We start from the raw sequence: 19,599 nt of genomic DNA on the forward strand, positions 1-19,599 counted from the left end.
GACGAAGGGCTGGCGGATTTCCTGCGGCGGCCTGGAGCCGTCCCGCAGCACCAGGGTGAAGGCGAAGCGGCCCGGCCTGGCCGGCGTGCCCACCAGGACGCCGGAGGCCAGGACGCTCATACCCGGCGGCAGCGCGCCGATCACCTCGCCGGCGTAGCCGGGCATCCCGCCGGTCACCAGTTGGGTGTCCGGATAGGACTCGCCGCGCCGGCCGTCCGGCAGGGCGACGGCGGCGCCCACGACGCGCAACGGGTCCTCCCGCGCATCGAGCGGCTGGCCGCTGCAGGCCAGGCGCGAGTCCACCGGGCCCTGGGGACAGGGGCGCACGGCAGTCTGGGCCGGCGCCGAGGCCGGGACCTGGGCGAACAGCAGCCCCAGGGCCGCCAGCATCGCCAGGGCGCGGCCCCGGCGCGCGAACAGGTTCGGGTGGTCCGTCATGCCGTGCGGCCCTCCTTGCGCAGTTCGCGGACCGCGCCCTGGACCAGGTCCGCGGCCCGGATCCTGTCGCGCTTGTGCTGCACGGCGCGAATGGCGGCGAAGCGGACCACGTTGGCGATCGCCCCGCCGGACAGCTCGTAGCGGGCGGCCAGCCGGCCCAGGTCGACGTCGGCGTCGAGGCGCGCGTCCTGGCGCAGCATGCCGCGCCACAGCCGCTCGCGCTGTTCGGCGTCGGGCATCGGGAAATAGACCAGCGACTGGAAGCGCCGGGCGAAGGCGTCGTCGATGTTGCCCTTCAGGTTGGTCGCCAGGATCACGTTGCCGGCGAAGTCCTCGACCCGCTGCAGCAGGTAGGAGACCTCCTGGTTGGCGTAGCGGTCGTTGGAACTGGACGTCGAGGTGCGCTTGCCGAACAGGGCGTCGGCCTCGTCGAAGAACAGGATCCAGTCATGGTTGGCGGCCTGGTCGAATACCCGGGCCAGGTTCTTCTCGGTCTCGCCGATATATTTGGAGACCACCATCGACAGGTCGATCCGGTAGACATCGGCCTGGACCTGCTGGCCGATCAGGGTCGCGGTCAGGGTCTTGCCGGTGCCCGGCGGGCCGAAGAACAGGCTGCGGTATCCGGGCTGCAGCGTCCGGGCCAGGTCCCAGTCCTCCAGGATGGCGCCACGGTTGGCGATCCAGCCCAGGATCGTCTCGACCTCGGCCAGCACCTCGGCGCCCAGCACCAGGTCGTCCCAGCCCAGCCGGGTCGTGATCAGCTTGGCCGGGAAGGCGGCGCTGAAGTCCGGCTTGTGCCGCTCGCCGGTGGTCAGCCGGGCGAGGGCGGTCGGCGACAACGCGAGCGCGCCGCTGAAATAGGGCTCGCCCGGCGCGTCGTGCTCCAGGCGCAGGATGTCCAGGCGGGCGAAGGGATGGCCGTCCTCGAACAGCGGCCGGATGGCGGCGCGCGCCTCCAGGTCGTCGCCGGCCGCGAGGAAGGCGGCGGTCTCGCCGGTGGGCATGAAGCCCGCGTGCGCCCGGCCCTTCCAGCCGCCGAACTCGGTGAAGCCGCGGTCGATGTTGGCGTTGCGCATGAACAGCGGGTCCAGCAGCTGCGGCTGCACGTGCGGCGCCAGGGCCAGCAACAGCACCACGCGCTCGGCCCAGTCGAGGTCGCCCTCGCCGATCACCGCGGCCAGCTCCGAGGGGTCGCCCGCCAGCGCTGGCGGCGCGATGGCCTCCGGCGCCTGGGGCTCCCCGGGCTGGCGGAAATGGGTCGCCAGCCGCGCTTGCAGCACCGCGCCCAGCCAGGCGAGGTGGCGCTCCAGCGCCCGGGCATTGGCCAGGGCGGCGGCGTCGCGCCGCAGCGGCAGGGGCTCAGCGCCAGTCGACATGCAGCACCTGCGTCATCCACGGCAGCTTCAGGGTCGAGAACCCCCAGGGGATCTGATCCAGCAACATGTCGAAGGCGCGCGGCTCGACCAGCAGCCGCCAGGTCTCCGGCGCCAGCGTCAGCGCGCCCTGGCGCTGCAGGAACGACTCCCGCAGGCCGGCGATGGAGGTGCGCCCGAGGATCGTCCAGCGCTCGACGATCGTCGCCAGCAGGCCTTCGACCATCGCCCGCTCGGGGTCGCCGATCGCGAAGTCGCGGCCGATCGGCATGTCGAGCTCCAGGCCGCAGAGCAGTTTGTTCAGCACCAGCTGGTGCTCGGGCGCCGGCTCGCCGCCATCGACCATGAACTGCAACAGATGAACCGCCCGCTCGGCCGCCGCCGCGTCGACGAACGCGCCGTCGCGGGTCAGGTCCAGGCGGGCGAACAGGGTCGGAATGTAGGGGCTGGCGATGACGATCCCGGCGTTGGCCACATAGAGCGCTTCGTCCGGCGAGGGCTCGCCCATGGGCCAGCGGGTGGGCGGCAACGGCAGGAGCGGCGCCGCCGGTTCGGAGCGGGCGCCGGCCTGGAGGGTTGCGGCGATGAGATCCCGGTCGGACGCGGGTGGCGTCGCGTCGATGGTTTCGGGCGCCAGCGGTTCGGACCGAGGCGGCCACGGGCCGGCGTTCGGGTCGGCCTTCTGGGCGGGCGGCGCCGCGCGAGCCGCGGTGGCGGCATCGGCCGTCGGGTCGGGTGGCGCCGGACGAGCGGCAGTGGCGGCATCGTCCGTCGGGTCGGGTGGCCGGCTTCGGGCGACGGGCCCGCCCTGAGCGACGCGCCGGCCCTGAACGACGCGCCGGCCCTGAACGACGGGGCCGCCAGCCTCCGGGGGTGGCGGGGTGGCGGTCGATCGCGAACCCCCGGGAGTCGCGGGAAGCTTATCTCCGCCGATTGAATCCAGTCCCCCGTCGGCGTCGCGAGCAGCGGGCGCAGGGGCTGGCGAGCCCGGCCGCGTCGAGGCGTCCAGTCCGGCGATCAGGCGCGTCCGCCAGCCGCCCCGTGCGCCGGACGGCGCCTCGGCCAACCGGGCGTCGGCCCAGCGCTGGGTAAAGCCCTGGACCTCGAACCGCCGTCCTTCCTCGAACAGCTCCCGCAGCAGGAACCGCCAGTTGAACGTCGCCGCCGTCTCGCGGGGCTCCGGCAGGCCGCCGGCGAGGGCGATCCGCGACAGCCGGTCCAGGGTGTCCAGGATGCGGGTCGCGTCTGCCGGGCGCAGGCGCCGCAGGAGGTCCCGCCGCCGCAGTTCGCCCAGCCCCTCCAGCTGCCGCAGCCCCGCGGACGCCGGGGTCAGCAGCCCCGCCACGGCGCGCGCCACGGCCGGGCTGGGTCGCGCGGGCAGGCGCTCCAGCCACCGGGCGACCGACGGCGTCGGGGCCGGGCCGTCCGGCGCCGGTTCGGGGGCGACCGGGTCGCGCAGGTACGCCCGCGCCGTGCGCAGCGCGCTCAGTTGCTCGCGCCGCTCCGCCGGCGGAGCATGGCGGACCAGCGTACGGATCAGGCGCCCGGCGCCGGCCGGCCGGCCCGGCGCCGCCCAGACGGCGTCCAGAACGCTGGCCCAGAACGCCGGCTCCGCGCCGTCTCGCGCGCTGGACGGTGGCGCGACCGCCAGGATCACCCGCGCCTCGGCCTCCGACATCCAGGACTGCGACAGGTCGAACAGCAGGCCGGCCGGCAGCGTTTGCGCCAGCGCCTGGCGGAGCGCCGGGTCCGCGCCTCGGGCGGCCAGTTCGGAGACCAGCCAGTCGCGGTCGTCATGCAGGGCGGCCCGCAGCAGCGGCTCCACGCCGGTCAGCCGCGCCCGGATGAAGGCGGCCTGCAGCCGGCGGCGCGAGCGCTCGCGATCCGGCGTCGGATCCACATCGGCGGGGTCGGCCCCGACCCCGGGGATCGCCGGGCTCGCAGGCGCGAATGAGGCGGATGGGGCGGCACCGCCCGGCGCCGCCAGCAGCGCCAGCAGGCGATCTCGCACGACAGCGACCGGTCCCGTGCTCGGCCAGGCCGCGGCCAGGCTCCGCGCCGTCTCCGCCATGCCCAGGTCGTCGTGCTCGGCCCGCCGACGCACGACGCTCAGGGCGACGGCCGCGGCGTCGACGGGCGCTGGCGCCGCGAGCAGCAGGTCGGCCAGCAGCCATTCGCGCAGCCGCACGGCCAGGTCCTCGTCGGTGTGCGGCGCGCCAAGGCGCCAAGGCCAGGGTTCATCGACCAGCGCCGCCAGGACTGTCGCATCGGCGGGTTCGACCCAGAGGCCCAGGATATCGGCCAGCCGCGAGGGCCCGAGGTGGCGGGCGAAGGCGCGACGCCAGGCGGCCGACCGGCCATGATGGCGCAGGCGCGCCGCCAGCCAGGACGGCTCCAGCCGCAGCAGCGACCGCCAGGGCTCGTCGGCCATCCGCGCGCCGGCGAGCTGACGATCCATCTCCAGGCGCCAGCGGCCACGCTCAGGCGCGGCGACGACGGGGCTCGCCTCGCGCGCGGCGTCGGCGGCGGTGTCGACGGGGATCCTGGACGCCGGGCCCTGCGGCGGGGGCGATGGAGGCTCTCCACCCGCAGCGACGGCGGCAAGCAGCGCCTGGAGGCGCGTCCGCACGGCGCCCGCCGGGCCCTCCGCCGGCCAGGCCGCCGATAGCGCCCGGGCCACCGCGGCCAAGCTCAGTCCGTCGACGGCGGCCCGCGCCTCGACCAGGGTCCGCACGGCGCGCTCCAACGCCAGGCCGTCGCGACCTTCCGCCAGCAGGCGCGCGAGCAGCGCTTCATGCAGCGCTGCGGCGATTGCGGCGGCCGGGGCGACGGCGCCCAGCCGCCAGGGATCGGGCTGGGTCACCAGGGCGGAGACGACGGCGGCGTCGGCGGGACCGACCCACGGGCCCAGGAGCTGGCGCCACTGGGTCTCGGTCATCGCCTCGGCCAGCCGGACGCGCCATGTCGCGTCCGCCAGGAAGCTCCGCAACCGGGCCCGAACGACCTCGGGCTCGCCGCGCAGCAGCGGGATCCAGGCCGGCTCGGAGGGGGCCCGGTCGCCCGAGGGCGGCGGCGTCGCCGGCGGCGTCGGGTCGGCGGCGGTCGCCGACACTGCCGCACCCTCGCCGGCCCGGCCAGGCGCGAGCAGGCGCTCCAGCGCCTCGACGCGCGCGATGACCGGCCCGGCGCCGGACGCCAGCGCAGTCGCCGTGCGGACGTCCTCGCCGGCCGTGTGGTCATCGGGCGCCAGCTCCCGCACCAGCCGCGCCACCGCCTCGGGCGGCCACTGGCGCACCAGGCGGGCCAACAGTCGTGCCAGGTCCGGTGCGGCCCGCAGGCGCGCGATCAGCGCCGCGCCCCGGACCTCCGCCACCCGCCTCACCAGGTCGTCAAAGGCGACCGCGACCGCGCCCGCCGCCTGCCACGGCAGCCGTCCCTGCAGCAGATGCCGCCAGACCAGCTCCAACTCGGTCTCGCCCCGGCCGGCCCGCGACACCGGCGGCGGCCCCGGGCTCTGCAGCCCCGTCGTCTGTGGCCCCGTCGTCTGTGGCCACGTCGTCTCTGGCCCCGTCGTCTGTGTCTGTGTCTGCGTCTGCCGCGTCTCCGGCGTCCGGGCCAGGGCCTCGCGCAGCGCACGGCGCACCGCCTCGCGCAGCCGCTGTTCGGGATCGGCGCCGGCCCCGACGAAACGGATCTCGCCGACATCGACCTCCAGCCGGTCCAGCCGCAGCACCTCGTCGGCCCCGGCGAACTCGTCGAACACCTCGTCGATGATCGCCAGTCCCCGTCCGCCCGCGAAGTCGCCCAGCCGCTCGTGGTGGGCGCGCGCGTCGGCCTCGGCGGCGAAGTCCACCTCGAAACTCAGGCTCTCGATGACGTGGGCGCCCATGTCAGGCCGCCCCGCCAGGCCGCCGCAGGTGGGGCCGCAGCCCCTCGACCAACGCCGCCGCCGCCGCGTCCAGCGCCGCCACGTCACCCTGCCCCGCGGTGTGGCGGACCAGCTCGGCCATCCAGGCGGCGTAGCGGGCCTCGAAGGTTCGCATGGCGGCGAAGTCGAGCCAGATGCACTCGGCCGCGACGTGGGCCGGGCAGTTGATCTGCACCGTCTCCTCGGCGAAGTCGCGGAACGCCGGGCGCGCGGTGCGGACGGTCCAGTCGGGGAACACCAGGGTCACGCGCAGGGCGTGGAAGGCGGCATCGACGGCCTTCGATCCCGGCCCGCGCGGACGCAGCAGGATGTGCTCGACGATGTGCAGCCCCTCGCAGGCGTCGTTCAACCGGAGCAGCCGCCGGCGCAGGCAGTCGGCGAGGTGGCCGGCATGCGCCTCGTCCCGGAACCGCCCGAGGTCCCACCACCACCGCTCGTCCTCGTCGGCGCCCAGCAGCAGCCGACCGCCCGTGCTCTCGGTGTCCCACTGCCAGCGGTAGCGCCGGCGATAGACGCCATGCACGAACAGCGCCGCATGGGTGGTCGGGTCCTGGCGCAAGCGGCGCAGCTCGGGGGCCACGTCCCCGGCCGGCTCGGACGTCGTCGGCCACGCCAGGGAGCGCAGCGTGTCGACCCGCGCATGGTAGGCTCGCGTCCCGGCCTCCTGCGCCTCCGCCGAGGCGCCGCGCCGCGCCCGCCAGGCGCCCACCGGGTCGGTCAGGGCGCGCGCATGCCAGCTCTTGAACCCCAGCAGCAGCGAGATCCGCCGGTGGATGGCCGGCGTATGTTCGGGCCTGGCCCAGAGATCCAGGCCATGGTCGAAGCCGCCCGCTCGGTCGCGGCCCAGGCTGACCTGGTCCTTGAGATAGGTCATCTTGTTCGCCAGCAGCGCCGCGCCCAGCTCGACGTCGCGCAGGTAGTCCATGAACTGGCGCGACGTGTTCTGGGTGAAGGTCTCGCCGTACAGCGACAGCAGGTAGTCGAGCACCCGCCCGCGGCGATCCTCGGCGTCGTCGAACGGCCCATAGACCAGCTTGTGGATCTGGTCCGCCGGCCGCGCGTACAGCGCCTCGATACCGGCCACCTCGCCATCGCCGAGTACCTCGCGCCAATAGCTCCGGTCCAGCGACCGGTCCGGCGTGAACAGCTCACCGACGTGGTCCAGCTGGGCGGCGCCGTTGGCCAGGATCTGGTCGAACAGCGCCAGATAGGCCCGGAGCTGGTCGCTGCGCGCCCGGCCGCGTGGGCTCAGGTCGGCCGGGCCGCGGGGCCCTACGCCATAGATCGCCGGGAACTGGTTCTGGACCGACTGGTAGTCGGTCGGCGGCCGGTAAACCCCGTGGGGCGGCGGCGCGACCTTGTCGAACGGGCGGATCTCGGAGCGCTGCGCCACGCCCGGCCGCATGTCGTCGGCATAGCGCCGGATCACGGCCCGGCCGTTGATCGGCGCCTCGCCGCCGCGGCGGTTCAGACGCACCAGCGACAGGTCCGCCGGCGCCGTCTCGTTCCCCGGCGTGCGCAGGCAGGGCGCCCACTGGTCGAGCGGCCACTCCAGGACGCGGCTGACGATGCCCTTGCCGTCCACTTCCAGGTCCAGCTTGCCGATCGACTCCAGGCCTTCGACCCGCAGCAGCAGCAGCGCGCGCAGGTCGCCAAGCACCAGGCGGCCGGTAGGATCCTCGTCCAGATCGGTCTCGCCCGGCTGCCCGGTCCAGGCCGCCGGGCCATCGTCGAGACGGGTCTTGACGATCCGTCCGAACGCGGTCGCCGGACCGTCGAAGATTGCGTCCAGCGGCCAGCCGGCGCGGACCATCTCGTCGTAGCTCAGCACCGGCGCCACGCCGGCGATCGCCGTGGCGCAGTGGTGATAGATGTCGGCCAGGATGTCGGCCGGGTCGCGTTCGCCGGCGATGCTGGCGTCCAGCCTCAGGCTGCAATACCGCGAGGCGATCAAGGTGACGGTCTCGTCGAGGTCCTCGCCCAGGCCCCGGTTCATCCGGTAGGCCGCGCGCGCCTCGGCGATGCAGGCGTGTCCCCGGTCGGCATGATCCGCAGGACGCAGGCGCAGACTGTGCAGCCCGGGCGCCCGGACCGCCTCGGCCGCGGCGAACCGCGCGTCCGCCAGACCCGGGACCCGGTCCAGCAACAGCCGGCGATAGTCGCTGACGGTTGTCGGGCGACAGGGCAGGATGTCCTGCGGCGGGAACAGGGCCTGGCGCCCATAGTGGATCGCGCCGTCCTCGCCGCAGAGGTGGTCGGCGACGGGAAAGTCCGCGCGGTAGGCCAGCTCGGTCAGGGCGTAGGCGAGCTGCTCCAGGATGGTGACCCCCGGATCGTGCAGGTTGTAGTCGGTCCACCGCTGGCCGCTGGCCAGTTGGGTCCACTCGATCCCCAGGGCGCGGAGCGACTGGAAGGCGACTGGGTCGGCCGCCCGCGCCGCCGCGTTCCGACGCGGGATCGAGGTCGGCAGGTCCGCGGGGCCCAGCTCGCTCATTTGGGGGCCTTCTCGAACGGCAGGGTGTCGCCGGTCATATCGTCGAACCACAGCCGGGTCACATAGGCGCGGACCAGGGCATCGCGCGCGCTCGGCGACAGCTTGCCGCCATCCCCCCGCTGGCTGGCGCGGTAGTCGTGACGGGTGCGGATCTGCAGCTGGTAGACGGCGTCGTCGCCATAGCCCTTGGTGCGGTCGGCGCCGGCCTTCTGCGGCGCCCAGCGCAGCTGCAGCCGGTCGGACGGACGGGTGTAGTAGGCGTGGGTGTGCCGGATCCGCTTCTTGGCGAACGGCGGCAGCAGGTCCTCCCACCAGATCGGGTTGTAGGTATTCATCGCGATGGCGTGGACCAAAGCGAAACGGCCGGTGTGCCGGTCGCCGACCCCGGCCACGACCTCGAAGGCGTTGCAGCCCTGCAGATTCTCAGCCAGCGGGTGGAATTCGCCATCGGCGGGCAGCAGGATTTCCGCCCCCCGCCGGCCCGTTGAACGGATCGCGCCCTCAACGTCCAGCTCGTCACGCGGCTCCGATATGCCGATGCCCATGCGGGGCGGCCGGACCGCGTCGCCGCCCTCGATCGTCACCAGCGGGTCGGCGGTGTAGCCCGACACCGCCGGCCGCTCGAACGTCAGCCTGTTCAGCGCGTCGCCGAACCCCAGCCGCCATTCCGCCCCGCCGGTCGAGCGGGGACTGTAGAAGCTCATCAGGGCCGCGCTTTCACCGAGCGAGGTGACGCGCAGGCCGTCGGGCGCTGTCTTGCTGAAGCCCTCGTCGTTGATGTTGAGCGCCGAGTCGATCAGGTCGCCGAACTCGTCCTCGGTGGGGCGGTGTCCCTCCCGGAAGTAGGCCCTCAGGGTTTCTCGCGATTGGCGGCTCATGCGTCGTCCTCGACCAGGGTGCGGTCGGCGGGCCCATTGGCGCCGCGGCCGACGACGAAGGTGCTGCCGATCTGGACGCCCGCCACGCCGGCCCCGGCGGCGACCCCGGTCCAGCGGGTCTCGTCGACGCCGTCATCGGTGACGATGTCGATGAAGTGCTCATCCATCGGCAGGGCCATGCTCCAGGGATGCCGGTGCTGGGCCCGGGTCGGCGAGACGCCGTCGGGATAGGCCGGCGGCGGCAGGGCGGTGTCTTCGAAGAGATAGCTCGATCCCGCCGGTCCGCTCTGGTCCTCGCAGACGTGCACCAGCGAGATCCCGGTGACCGACTCCACCTCCGGCAGCCGCCGGACGCAGTCCTCGATGTCCTCGCCCCGCACCTCCCAGTCGAAGTGCGCCAGGTAGCCGCCGTCATGCCAGGGCGACAGGTGCGCGACGATGGCGGCGTTGATCCGGCGCAGGATGTCGCCATGCGCCCCCGGCCTGAGCGCCACGCGGCAGCGCACCTGGATGAGGTCGTAGCTGGCGTTGCGCACCCGGACCTTGGCGAACGGCGAGGATCGCGCCTGCAGGTATCGCTCGATACTGTCCAGCTCCAGCGGGTCCAGGCGCATGGCGCGGCTGGCATACTGGCTGTCGTTGCGATGCGCCGCCGGCGCCACGACCACCAGCACCTGCCCGGGCGCCGCGGCGCCGGTGCGGTCCGCGCGGTTGGACAGGCAGCGGGCCTTGAACACGTTCGGGAACCGCTCCAGCACCAGCCGCTCGTAGTCCCACGGCGTGGAGGCGCGGTTCTTGTGCCGCAGGCGCTCGCCGATCCGGGTGCGCTCCTCGTCCTGGCGCTCCGCACAGCGCAGACCGTAGCTGGCCTCCGGCTGTTGCAGCGCCAGGATGCCCGGCAGGGCGGCGCTCTTCATGTCGATGCTGCGCGGGGCCAGCGGGGCCTCTGGCGCGGCGGCGGCGCTGAGCACCCGGGTGGCGCGCAGCGTCTGGGCGGTGACCCCCTTGAGCCCGGCGAAGCACCCGGAGGAGGCGTCCGTGGCGGCCCGGAGCCAGTAGAGGTCGCTCGGCATGAGCCGATTGCCGGGGCGGATGTCCGGCGGCAGGTCCAGGGTGACCACCCCCGAGGTCAGGAAGCCGGAGGTGGTGTCCGACAGGACACGGCGGCGGTCCAGCGGGCGCCACTCGTCCTCGGTGAGCCAGGACCACTCGATCGTCGGGCGCGGTGTCTGGCGTGCCTCGGCCTCGTCGGCGGCGTCCCTGCGCAGGTCGAACAGCAGGGTCAGCACACCCCGCAGGTCGCGCCCCGACAGGCCGATGTAGAGGTTGCCGTCGCGGCCGAACCCGGGCGCCACGGGACGGCGGCGCTCCGAGGGGTAGGGATAGATCTGTTCCACGCCGAACGGCCGCAGGTAGAGCACCCGCTCGGCGCCGCCGGCGGTCCGCGCCTCGTTCGCCCGCCCGATCGTGATCCGCGTGCTGGCCGCATAGGTCAGGGTGACCCTGCCGAGCAGCGGCGTATAGGGCGGGTTCGGCATCGGCTGGGCCTTGCGGCTCCGGGTCTTGGCGCTGAGGGCGTTGGTCAGGGCGGTCGGATAGATCTGGTGGCCGAACCCTTCCTTGGGCGCGGCCAGCTGGACCCGGAAGAAGCCGCTGCGGGCGTTCTGGTCCAGGATCAGGTCGGCATCGGTGGGCCGCCAGCCGGTGACCAGCGCCGCGGCGCCGAAGTCGATTGGGCGCCCCTGCAGGCTGCCCTGCGTCGTGAACAGCGGTTGCGGCGGCAGGTCGGACTCGATCCATAGCCCATCGCGCAGGATCGCCGTGGTGGCGGTGAAGGCGCCGTCGTCCATGCGCGCGCCGTAACCGTCATAGTAGTCGGCGAACCCGTCGGGCGGCAGCCCCACCCACTCCGGGCAGACGGTGAGCGCGGTGACATATTTCCGCGCCAGCTCCGGGGCCGCGATGACCAGGTAGGACGCGATGTTGGGGATTGGCCCGAAGGGCATGAACGGGCGGCTGGGGTCGAGGGGCCCGAGCTGGTTGTAGGCCCGCAGGTCGCGCACGCCGGACACCGCCACCTGCAGGCCGAGGCTGTCCAGCATCGCCCCGTCCAGCAGCGACAGCGGATAGAACGCCGCCTGGTCGTTGATCAGCAGGCGCATGACCGGCGCCCCGGTCGGCAGGTCCGGCCCGTGGACCGCCGCCGTGCAGGCTTCGATCGGCGGATCGTCGTTGCCGAGGTGCAGGGCCAGGGTCATCGACGTGGCGCCCGACCCGGGCTGCAGGACCACCCGCGGGCACTCGAACCAGCCGTCGGCCGTGCTCAGCGCGACCCGGAAGAGGCTCTCAAGCACCTCGTCGCGGATCAGGTCGCGGCTCGCCTCATCGGGCTCCACAGCGCCCAGGAACAGGAACAGCGGGTCGGTGGGCGAGACGCCGTCCATATCCGCGGAGATCTCCGACGCCTTGCGCTCGAAGGGCGTCAGATCGATGAAGCCGGCCGCCAGAGCCCGGATCTCCTTCAGGTCGGCCGTGGTCAGGACCTTGGCGTCCGGCAGCACCCAGCGGCCGAACAGGCGGCCCAGGACCCGGAAGAACGCCGTCGCCTTGGCGGCCGGGTCGGGCTCTGGCGCGGCGCTGGCCTCGCGCAGCTGGGCCAGCAGGGCCTGCGGGTCGTCGTCGAAGGCGAAGCCGATGGTCAGCCGGACCTCACGCTCGCCCTCCTTCAGCCACAGCACCGGGGCGGCGACGGCCAGGCCGATGCGGGCGTTCTCGCCCTTTCGGATCGAGCCTCGCACATCGCCGCCGAACAGCGGCGCGGACTGCGCCCCCGGTGGCCCGGCCGAGCCGACCTGGGCGGAAAAGGCGTCGATCTTGACGCGGGTGACGTAGGCGAACTCGCGCTCGGGCGAGATCAGCCGGTCCCGCTGCAGGCGCAGCGTGCACAGGGCGTCGACCCGGGTCTCGGTGACGTAGAGGGCCTCGTCGGCGAGGAACTCCACCGCCGGGCCGGCCGCCGACGCGGGCACCAGGAACCGCGCCCCGGCTGGCACGATCACCTCCGCCGCGTAGGTCGGATCGCGCTGGAAGACCAGGAGCACGCTGTCGGCCTCGGCGCCGTGCGGCTGCATCCGCAGGACGTCGCGGTAGTAGAAGTCGGTGAGCCGGTCGGTGAACCGGTTCATCTGCTGCTGCACGCGCTCGAACATCTGCAGGAAGGCCAGCAGCAGCGCGGCCGCGGGCTCGTGGGCCCCGCTCTGCAGCGACCGGCGCCATTCCTGCTCCGCCATCGCCTGGACGCGGGCGATGGACTTCAGCAGCGCGAAATAGAGCCGGCGCATCTCGCGCAGCGTCGGCGGCTGTGCCCGGCGGCGCGACCGCGCCGCGCCGGGGCGCAGGATCGGGTCCAGCCGGTCGTCGATCAGCGTCGTGGCCTCGGCGATGGTGCTCGCCGTCGCCGGCGCGAGCTCCGGGGCCAGGAACTGGGTCACCACCTGCTCGACCCGTTCGCTGAACGCCTTGGTCCGGGGCCGGTCGATGGCGGTGAGATCCCCGAACCAGTGGGCCAGCCAGCGCGCCAGGTCGCTCAGCCGATCGGCCACCCCGTGCGGCCGGGCGCCCGTGAAGTCGTCGAGGAAGGCCCGTTCGTGCTGGCGCAGCGGCCGGCTGAGGCCGCGGGCCAGCATCACCGTCTCGTCGCCGTCCAGCAGACGGCGCCAGTCGCCGTCGACCCGCCCGTCCTCGCCCACGAAGTCCAGCTCGCGGGCGAACCGCCGGCTCATGGTCAGCAGTTCGTGCGCCGGCGTCTCGTCGACGCGGAACCGCTCCGCCGACAGCCCCGCGGGATACCGCTCCGCCTGGTTGGTTCCGCCGCTCATGCGCGATGACCCACGCCGGAGCCCTGCTCAAGATACAGCGGGAAGACCAGGTTGTTGCGCGTGTTGGTCCCGCGGATCGTGTAGTCGAGGTTCAGCTTCAGGATTCCCTCGATCCATTCGCCTTCGTCGATGTCGATGGCATTCAGGGTGATCCGCACTTCGAAGAACCGCACGGCCCGCTCGATGGCGTCCTTGAGGTCGGTGAGCACGCTTTCGTCGATGGTCTCGAACACCATGAACTTCAGGTCGCAGCCGTAGGTCGGCTGCATGACCCGCTCGCCGGGCGTGGTGGAGAACAGGATTCGCAGGCTCTGGGCGATGTCCTCCTCGGCCGAGACCAGGGCCGCCGCCCGGGTCCGGGTGTCGAACGATGGCGGAAAGCTCCAGCCCGTCCCGAGGAAGCTGTTGTCCCGCGTCATGGTCTCAGCCGCCGATCATCACGTTCAGGCACCCCATGACGATATTGCCGCCATGGGCCGTGATGTCGCCGACCCGCACGGCCGGCCGGCCGGAGATCAGCACCGTCGCCGAGCCCTTGACCAGCGAGTCGGGCGGACCGACGCAGATCGCCAGGTCGCCGACCACCGCGGCCGGCAGCTTGCCGATCAGCACATTGGCCACGCACGGCCCGCTCACCGGCCCGCCCACATGCGGGATCGGCGGCAGGCCCGGGGTGACCATCGGGCAGAGATGCATGTCGGTAATGCGGGCCGCGGGCGGCATGGGGTCCTCAGGAAGCTCGGTTGCGGTTGTCGGTCATCAGTTGATCATCACCATCGCGCCCTTGACGGTGGTCTGGCCGGCGGCGGAGAGCTCGGCGCTGGCGGCGCCTTTGCCGGTGAACGCCACCTGCCCCTCGCAGGTCACGTTCATGCCGGTCATCGTCACATCGGCCTTGGAGGCGATCGAGACCGGGCCGACGGCGTCCAGCTGCATGGAGCCCTTGGCCGAGATGGTGATGTCCTTCGGGCTCTCCAGGCTGATGCCGGAGGGGCTGAGGGTGACCTTGTTGAGGGTCTCGTCCTGCACCAGGATCGTCTTGTCCTTGTCGCTGAGGACGATCTTGTTGTTGGCCGGCGTGGTGATGGTGATCGACTTGTCGTCCTCGCGGATCTCGATCTTGGCGAGGCAGCGGGTGACCAGCGCCTTGACGTTGTTCTCGGCCTCGATGGCGTAGGCCGGCTGGTTCTTGCTGGAATAGAGACTGCCCAGGATCACCGGGTGCGACGGGTCGTTGTTGAAATAGCCCAGGATCACCTCGTCCCCGACCTCGGGCAGGAAGAACGCCCCGAAGGCGCTGGAGGCGTAGAACTGGGCCAGCCGCGCCCAGACGCCGGGCGTCTCGGCATCCAGCACCGGGACCTTCACCTGGATGCGCTGTTCGCCCAGCGGGTCGCCATCCAGCTTCATCACCACGCCGACCTGCAGCCCCTCGGCCCCCGGCAGCCAGCCCGCCGCCGGCGGGGCGACGATGTCGGTGCGCTCGGTGAACCAGTCCGGCGAAAGGCCGAACTCGGCCTCGGTGGTCCAGTTGCCGTCGGCGATCTCATGCTCCAGGCCGCCCACGAACACCTTGCCATTGAACCGTTCGCCCACGCCCTCCAGCTCGATCAGTTCGCCGACCGCGGCCTTGGCGCTGCCCTGGAACCTCATGCGCCCGCGGATGCGCGCCAGACCCGCCTTGACCTGCCGCGCCTTGGCCCACTCGGTCAGGCTGGCCGCTTCCAGGGGCGTCGCCGTCTGGATTGTCAGGGTCGCCAGGCCCAGCACCTGCGCCAGGGTGGCCGAGGTGATGTTGCCTTGGGCGTTCAGGGTGGGCGGGGTCGCCGCCGACCCGCGGACGATGTCCTGGGTCTTGGGATCCCAGGCCACGGCCTCGACGCTGGCGAACTGGGTCCGCGAATCCATCTCGGCCTGGAATTCAATCAGGTCGGCGCCGTAGGTCACCTTCAGCACGGCGGCGCCGCTGACCTGCGGCGCCTTCACCGACAGCTTGCCGTCCGTGGCGATCACCAGCAGGCCGTTGGCCTCGGCGCGGGCCAGCAGATAGTCCCAGTCGGTGCAGTAGTACTGCACCAGCTCCTGGTAGGTCGTGTTGGTGGCGTCGACTTCGATCGACAGACCGTGCGCCCCGGCCAGCTTGCGGATCACCGCGTCGTCGGTCTGCTGCACATAGTTGGCGTTCTTGCGGCCCACGGTCATGGCGACCGCCTTGTCCTGGCAGTCGACCACCAGGCGGCTGACGTTGGCGGTGGCGATCTTCATGCCCAGCTTCACGACGATCCCTTCGAAGATCGTCTCCTCCTCGTCGCCGTAGCCGGCCTTGATGGTGATCGCCGCGCCGGGGACGAAGGTGGCTGCGTTGGCGACCGGCCAGTCGCTGGCGGCCATGTCGCCGTCCTCGACCAGCAGCCGGGCGCTGGGGATGGTGTTCGCGCTGCGCTGCACGCGCACCGAGATCAGCTGGACGCTGTCGGCCACGGCCGCGCCATTGCTCAGAATCGTGACGCGAACCGGCCCTTCGCTGTCGAGTTGCGGCGAGACGGGCATCGGCTACCCCAGCGGCGGGAAATGGAGCTGGCTGCCGGGCGTCAGGCGCCGAAAGCCGTCCAGGCCGTTGAAGCGCGCGACCTCGACGTAGTAGCCGGGGTCGCCGTAGATGCGGTTGCAGAGCAGCGGCAGGGTGTCGCCCTCGCGCACCTCCACCAGGTGGCTGAGATCGGGCGACGAGCGGTTGGCCGCCAGCTCGGCCTCCTTGGTGCTCATGAAGCCGGCGAACTTCAGGTCGACCTTGGCGCGCAGCGGATCGCCGCTGGGCTTGAACAGGGTGTACTGCGTCGACATCGATTCCATGCGGCCATAGAGGATCAGCGTTCCCCACAGCAGCCGCACATGGTCGGGCTCATGCTCCTGGCCGTCGTACTTGTAGACCACGTCGGTCAGCACCTTGAGGTGCTCGATCACCTCGAGCTGGGGCTCTCCGGCGATCCGGGGCACCGCCCCGGTGCCGTCCAGCAGGATCGAGAAGCTGACCGTGTCGGGCTGGACGCCGCTGAACCGCAGCGGCGACCCCAGCTGGCCCAGGGTCATCTGCTTGTTGTAGCGGATCTTGCGCTCGTGCTTGAACTCCGACGGATTGAGCATCGCCTTGAACGGCTTGGACCGGTCGACGGTGATCGAGCCGTTGGTCTCCACCGTCACCCGGTTGATCGCCAGCTGGGATTTTTGCGCGCTGCTCGGCATCGGGTCAGCGCTCGCGGGCCTGCTGGAGCTTGTCCTCCATCCAGGCCTTGCACTCGGCCAGGATGTCCTCGCGCAGGCGGTCGAGGCCCTCGCGGTCGTCCTGCGGCTGCGCCGGCGCCGAGGCGCCGCCCACCGTGGACTTGATCAGCATCTGCCGCACTTCGATGGTCATCGGCCTAGAGCTTTCGTGTGGAGACGGCGTAGTTCAGTTCGATCTTCTCGATGGCCACGGCGTTCTTATCGGCGCGGAACTCATCGACCGTCCAATGGGTCGGGTAGGCGTTCTCGAACGACCAGCTCCGCAGTGGCTTGGCCTCCGCGTCGAGCAGATGGATCAGCACCAGCTGCGGCTTGATGCGTTCGGCCAGGCCGCCCTGGAGCACCGACTGACACCAGGCCACCAGCGGGGAGTCGCGGTTGGCGACCCCCCGCTTCAAGGTGAGCTTGGGGTGTTTCACACCCTTCGGCAGCGAATGGACGAAACGGTTCTCGCCGCCCTCGCGAAACGACTCGACCTCCATCTCGGGGCCGATGCCGCCGACTTCCTGAAACGAGGCGTCCTCCGGCGCGGTGCTCGGGCCGAAGCTCACCCTGAAATAGAAGGCTGAGGGCGGATAGGCGTCCATCTTACTTGTTCGCGATCGTGAGACCTTCATGGGCGATGACGATGGTCTCGACGGCCACCTCATTGCCGGTCGACTTCAGGTCGGTGCCACTGATCTTGGTCGGCCAGGCATTGGCCAGCGTCCAGACCATGGTCGGGCTGCCCTCCTCGTCCAGCAGGCTGATGGTCACCGGAACACGCTTGATGGTGTTCATCTTGATCTGGTTGAACCAGTCCCAGAACTTGTTGTCGGACTTCAGCACGCCCTTCTTCATGGTGATGTCGGAATACTTCTTGATCCCTGGCATTTTCATCACCGAGAACGCTTTGCTGTCGCCGGCCCGGTATTCGATGGGCTGGGATTCGATGTCGAGGCCGGAGACCTCCTGGAACGACATCACGTTCGAGTCCCATTTCACCTCGAAGCGGAACTTCGGGATCGGCCAGGCGGTGGTCGATTGTTTGGAGCCATCATCGGCCATGGCTTATCTCCAAGGGTCGGATTGAGGGGTCTGATCGCGCCGGACGGCCGATCAGGATTTCTGCATCTGCTGCTGGAAGGTGATCTCGATGAACTCGGCGGGCCGGCTGACCGCCACCAGGACGGTCACCCGCAGGATGCCCTCCAGGATATCCTCGGGCGACATGGTCTCGCCAAGGCCGACGTAGACGCCGAAGGCGTCCTCTGGCGTGCCACCTGCCAGCCCGCCGCGCTTCCAGATCCCGGTCAGGAAATTCTCGATCATGGCCTTGATGGTGAGCCAGGTGCCCGCGACGTTGGGCTCGAACACCGTCGCCTTGGCGGCGAGCCGGCAGGACTCCTCCAGCATGATCATCGTGCGGCGCACGTTGATGTAGCGCCAATCCAGGCTGTTGCCGTCCAGGGTGCGCGCGCCCCAGACCAGCACGCCCTCGCCGATGAACGACCGGATGGCGTTGATCGATTTGCCGGTTGCGCTGACGTTGAGGTCTTCCTGGTCCTGCGACGAGACGCTGACCGCGGGCGCGGTCACGCTGTTCAGGCTGACGTTGGCCGGAGCCTTCCAGACCCCGCGGCTGTTGTCGACCGTGGTGTAGACACCCGCCATGGCCGCGCTGGGCGGCAGCAGGTTGAGGTGGCGGGCCGCCTGTTTGGCGACGTTGGCGTAGGTGTCGCTGATCCGGAACAGGGCGTCGTTGGTCTGGGCCTTGCGCAGGTCGATCCAGGCGGCCTGGCCATCGGCGATCCAGGCGGCCTTGACGGCGGCGGGGTCCGTTCCGTCCGGAACCTTCGACCGGGAGTTGGTGTCCCAGTACTTGCCCGCCTCGATCGCCCAGTCGTCGTCGCTCCGGGCGGCGTCGGCCAGCACGGCCTGGACGTCGGCCGGGGCCTTGGCCAGGTCGGCCGCCAGCAGCAGCGGCAGGGTCACATCGCCGGTCTCGAAGTCGAGGTAGCTGATGTTGCGATCCTGCACGATCGTGGTGTGCACCCACGGGTAGTAGGCCGCGCCGAACATCAGGTCGTTGACGCCCAGGGTGTCGCGGAACTTGGCGATCGGATCGCCGCCGGGGTCGTTCTGGGCCTTGTCGCCACTATAGATGTCGAGGATGGCGACGCGATTCTTCATCTTCTGGCCGCAGTGCAGCAGCACGTGCTGATAGAGGCTGATGCAGCCGGGCTGGTCCAGGATGACCGCGTCCGGGATCACCACCATCGTCGGCTCGATCTCGCGCTCCAGGCTGTCCACCCCGGCCATCAGGGCGTTCAGATCCGGCGTCGCGTCATAGTCGCCGACCGAGACGATGTAGCAGGCCCCGCCGCCGTTCTGGAAGAAGTGGCGCATCCCGTAATAGAGCAGCCGGCGCCCCGACATCGTCAGGACGTAGCCCTGCTTCGCGTCGCTCGCGGCCCCGGCGGCCAGCTTGGCGGCGGCGGCGGCCTTGGCGGCGGCGTCGGCGGTCCCCGGCGCGCTTTTGGCCAGCGCGGCCGCATCGGTCGCGGCCTTGGCGGCCTTGGTCGAGCTATCCGCCCCGGCCTTGGCGACCTGGGCCGCGGCGGCGGCGGCGGCGGCGGCCTTGTCCGAGGCCGCGGCGGCGCTCTTGGCGTCGGCGGCGGCCTTGTCGGACGCATCGGCGGCGGTCTTGGCGTCGGCGGCGGCCTTGTCCGAGGCCGTGGCGGCGGCCTTGTCCGTCGGGTCGGCGGCGGCCTTTGTAGCGGCGGCGTCAGCCGCCGCCTTGGCCGTGGTGGCGGCGGCGGCAGCGTCCATGGCGGCCTTGGCTGCGGCGTCAGCCGCCGTCTTGGGCGCAGTTGCGGCGGTGGCGGCCGCATTGGAGGCCGTTTCCGCGTCGGTTTGCGCCTTGGCGGCGTCGGCGGCGGCCTTGGCGGCGGCGGCGGCAGCGTCCGGCGCGGCATCGGCGGCGGCCTGGGCGACCAGGGCCTTGGTCGCGGCCTCGGCGGCGGCGGCGTCCAGGGCGCCGATCCGGAATTCGGCGTCCTGCAGATCCGTCCCGCCCTCAACCGGCTTCGGCCGCCCGATCTTGAACTTGGTCGGCGGCGCGCCGCCGTAATAGGTCTCGAACTCGGCCATGGTGCTGATGCGGAAGGGCTTGCCCTTCAAGGGTGCGCCACGATTGCTGGCCGTCTGGGTGTAGCCGACGAAGGCCGGGACGGCGGTGGCCACCTCGACCACGGAGTTCGGGAACGCGTTCTTTTCGACGATATAGACACCGGGCGTTTTCATGGTCGCCATGGCGAGCTCCTGGAGGTGCGAGGGGTTTGAA

General features: G+C 71.6%; 14 protein-coding genes. All 14 read right to left on the reverse strand.

The features are described from left to right. On the reverse strand, positions 1 to 438 hold a 438-nt coding region (locus Q0R13_RS15145; RefSeq protein ID WP_293905366.1), incomplete at its 3' end, for a hypothetical protein. Then, positions 435 to 1,817: an ATP-binding protein gene (locus Q0R13_RS15150; RefSeq protein ID WP_293905368.1), complete on the reverse strand. Its 1,383-nt coding sequence runs from the start codon at positions 1,815 to 1,817 to the stop codon at positions 435 to 437. The genes Q0R13_RS15145 and Q0R13_RS15150, both read right to left, overlap by 4 nt. Further along, positions 1,801 to 5,703 (reverse strand): contractile injection system tape measure protein, encoded by a 3,903-nt coding sequence (locus tag Q0R13_RS15155; protein WP_293905370.1) that lies wholly within the window; start codon positions 5,701 to 5,703, stop codon positions 1,801 to 1,803. The genes Q0R13_RS15150 and Q0R13_RS15155 overlap by 17 nt, the downstream gene beginning before the upstream one ends. 1 nt (position 5,704) lies before the next feature. After that, positions 5,705 to 8,236 carry a hypothetical protein gene (locus tag Q0R13_RS15160; RefSeq protein WP_293905372.1) on the reverse strand — a complete coding sequence of 844 codons (2,532 nt, stop codon included), beginning with the start codon at positions 8,234 to 8,236 and terminating at the stop codon, positions 5,705 to 5,707. Next, the gene (locus tag Q0R13_RS15165) at positions 8,233 to 9,114 is read right to left on the reverse strand and encodes a hypothetical protein (RefSeq protein ID WP_293905373.1); all 882 of its coding nucleotides are present in this window, start codon (positions 9,112 to 9,114) and stop codon (positions 8,233 to 8,235) included. The genes Q0R13_RS15160 and Q0R13_RS15165 overlap by 4 nt, the downstream gene beginning before the upstream one ends. After that, a complete protein-coding gene (locus Q0R13_RS15170) occupies positions 9,111 to 12,992 on the reverse strand; it encodes a hypothetical protein (RefSeq protein ID WP_293905374.1) in 3,882 nt (1,293 codons plus the stop codon). The genes Q0R13_RS15165 and Q0R13_RS15170 overlap by 4 nt, the downstream gene beginning before the upstream one ends. Then, positions 12,989 to 13,411, reverse strand: coding sequence for a GPW/gp25 family protein (locus Q0R13_RS15175; protein WP_293905375.1), 423 nt, complete (start codon positions 13,409 to 13,411; stop codon positions 12,989 to 12,991). Before Q0R13_RS15175 ends, Q0R13_RS15170 begins: the two co-directional genes overlap by 4 nt. A gap of 4 nt (positions 13,412 to 13,415) precedes the next feature. Beyond that, the gene (locus Q0R13_RS15180) at positions 13,416 to 13,715 is read right to left on the reverse strand and encodes a PAAR domain-containing protein (RefSeq protein ID WP_293905377.1); all 300 of its coding nucleotides are present in this window, start codon (positions 13,713 to 13,715) and stop codon (positions 13,416 to 13,418) included. Positions 13,716 to 13,751: 36 nt separating this feature from the next. Next, entirely contained in the window at positions 13,752 to 15,542 is a 1,791-nt protein-coding gene (vgrG, locus tag Q0R13_RS15185; protein ID WP_293905379.1) for a type VI secretion system tip protein VgrG, read from the reverse strand. A gap of 3 nt (positions 15,543 to 15,545) precedes the next feature. Further along, positions 15,546 to 16,235, reverse strand: a complete 690-nt coding sequence (locus Q0R13_RS15190) for a hypothetical protein (RefSeq protein ID WP_293905381.1) — start codon at positions 16,233 to 16,235, stop codon at positions 15,546 to 15,548. Positions 16,236 to 16,239: 4 nt separating this feature from the next. Then, a complete protein-coding gene (locus Q0R13_RS15195) occupies positions 16,240 to 16,407 on the reverse strand; it encodes a DUF5908 family protein (protein ID WP_293905383.1) in 168 nt (55 codons plus the stop codon). 4 nt (positions 16,408 to 16,411) lie between these two features. Further along, positions 16,412 to 16,861: a phage tail protein gene (locus tag Q0R13_RS15200; protein ID WP_293905385.1), complete on the reverse strand. Its 450-nt coding sequence runs from the start codon at positions 16,859 to 16,861 to the stop codon at positions 16,412 to 16,414. A gap of 1 nt (position 16,862) precedes the next feature. Further along, positions 16,863 to 17,321 (reverse strand): phage tail protein, encoded by a 459-nt coding sequence (locus tag Q0R13_RS15205; protein ID WP_293905386.1) that lies wholly within the window; start codon positions 17,319 to 17,321, stop codon positions 16,863 to 16,865. Positions 17,322 to 17,372: 51 nt separating this feature from the next. Beyond that, complete coding sequence (locus Q0R13_RS15210) at positions 17,373 to 19,568, reverse strand: phage tail sheath C-terminal domain-containing protein (RefSeq protein WP_293905388.1); 2,196 nt, start codon at positions 19,566 to 19,568, stop codon at positions 17,373 to 17,375. Between the last annotated feature and the right edge of the window lie 31 nt (positions 19,569 to 19,599).

Origin of the sequence: Phenylobacterium sp. (genome assembly GCF_025351295.1) — a bacterium.
In the GTDB taxonomy this organism is placed as follows: Bacteria; Pseudomonadota; Alphaproteobacteria; order Caulobacterales; family Caulobacteraceae; genus Phenylobacterium.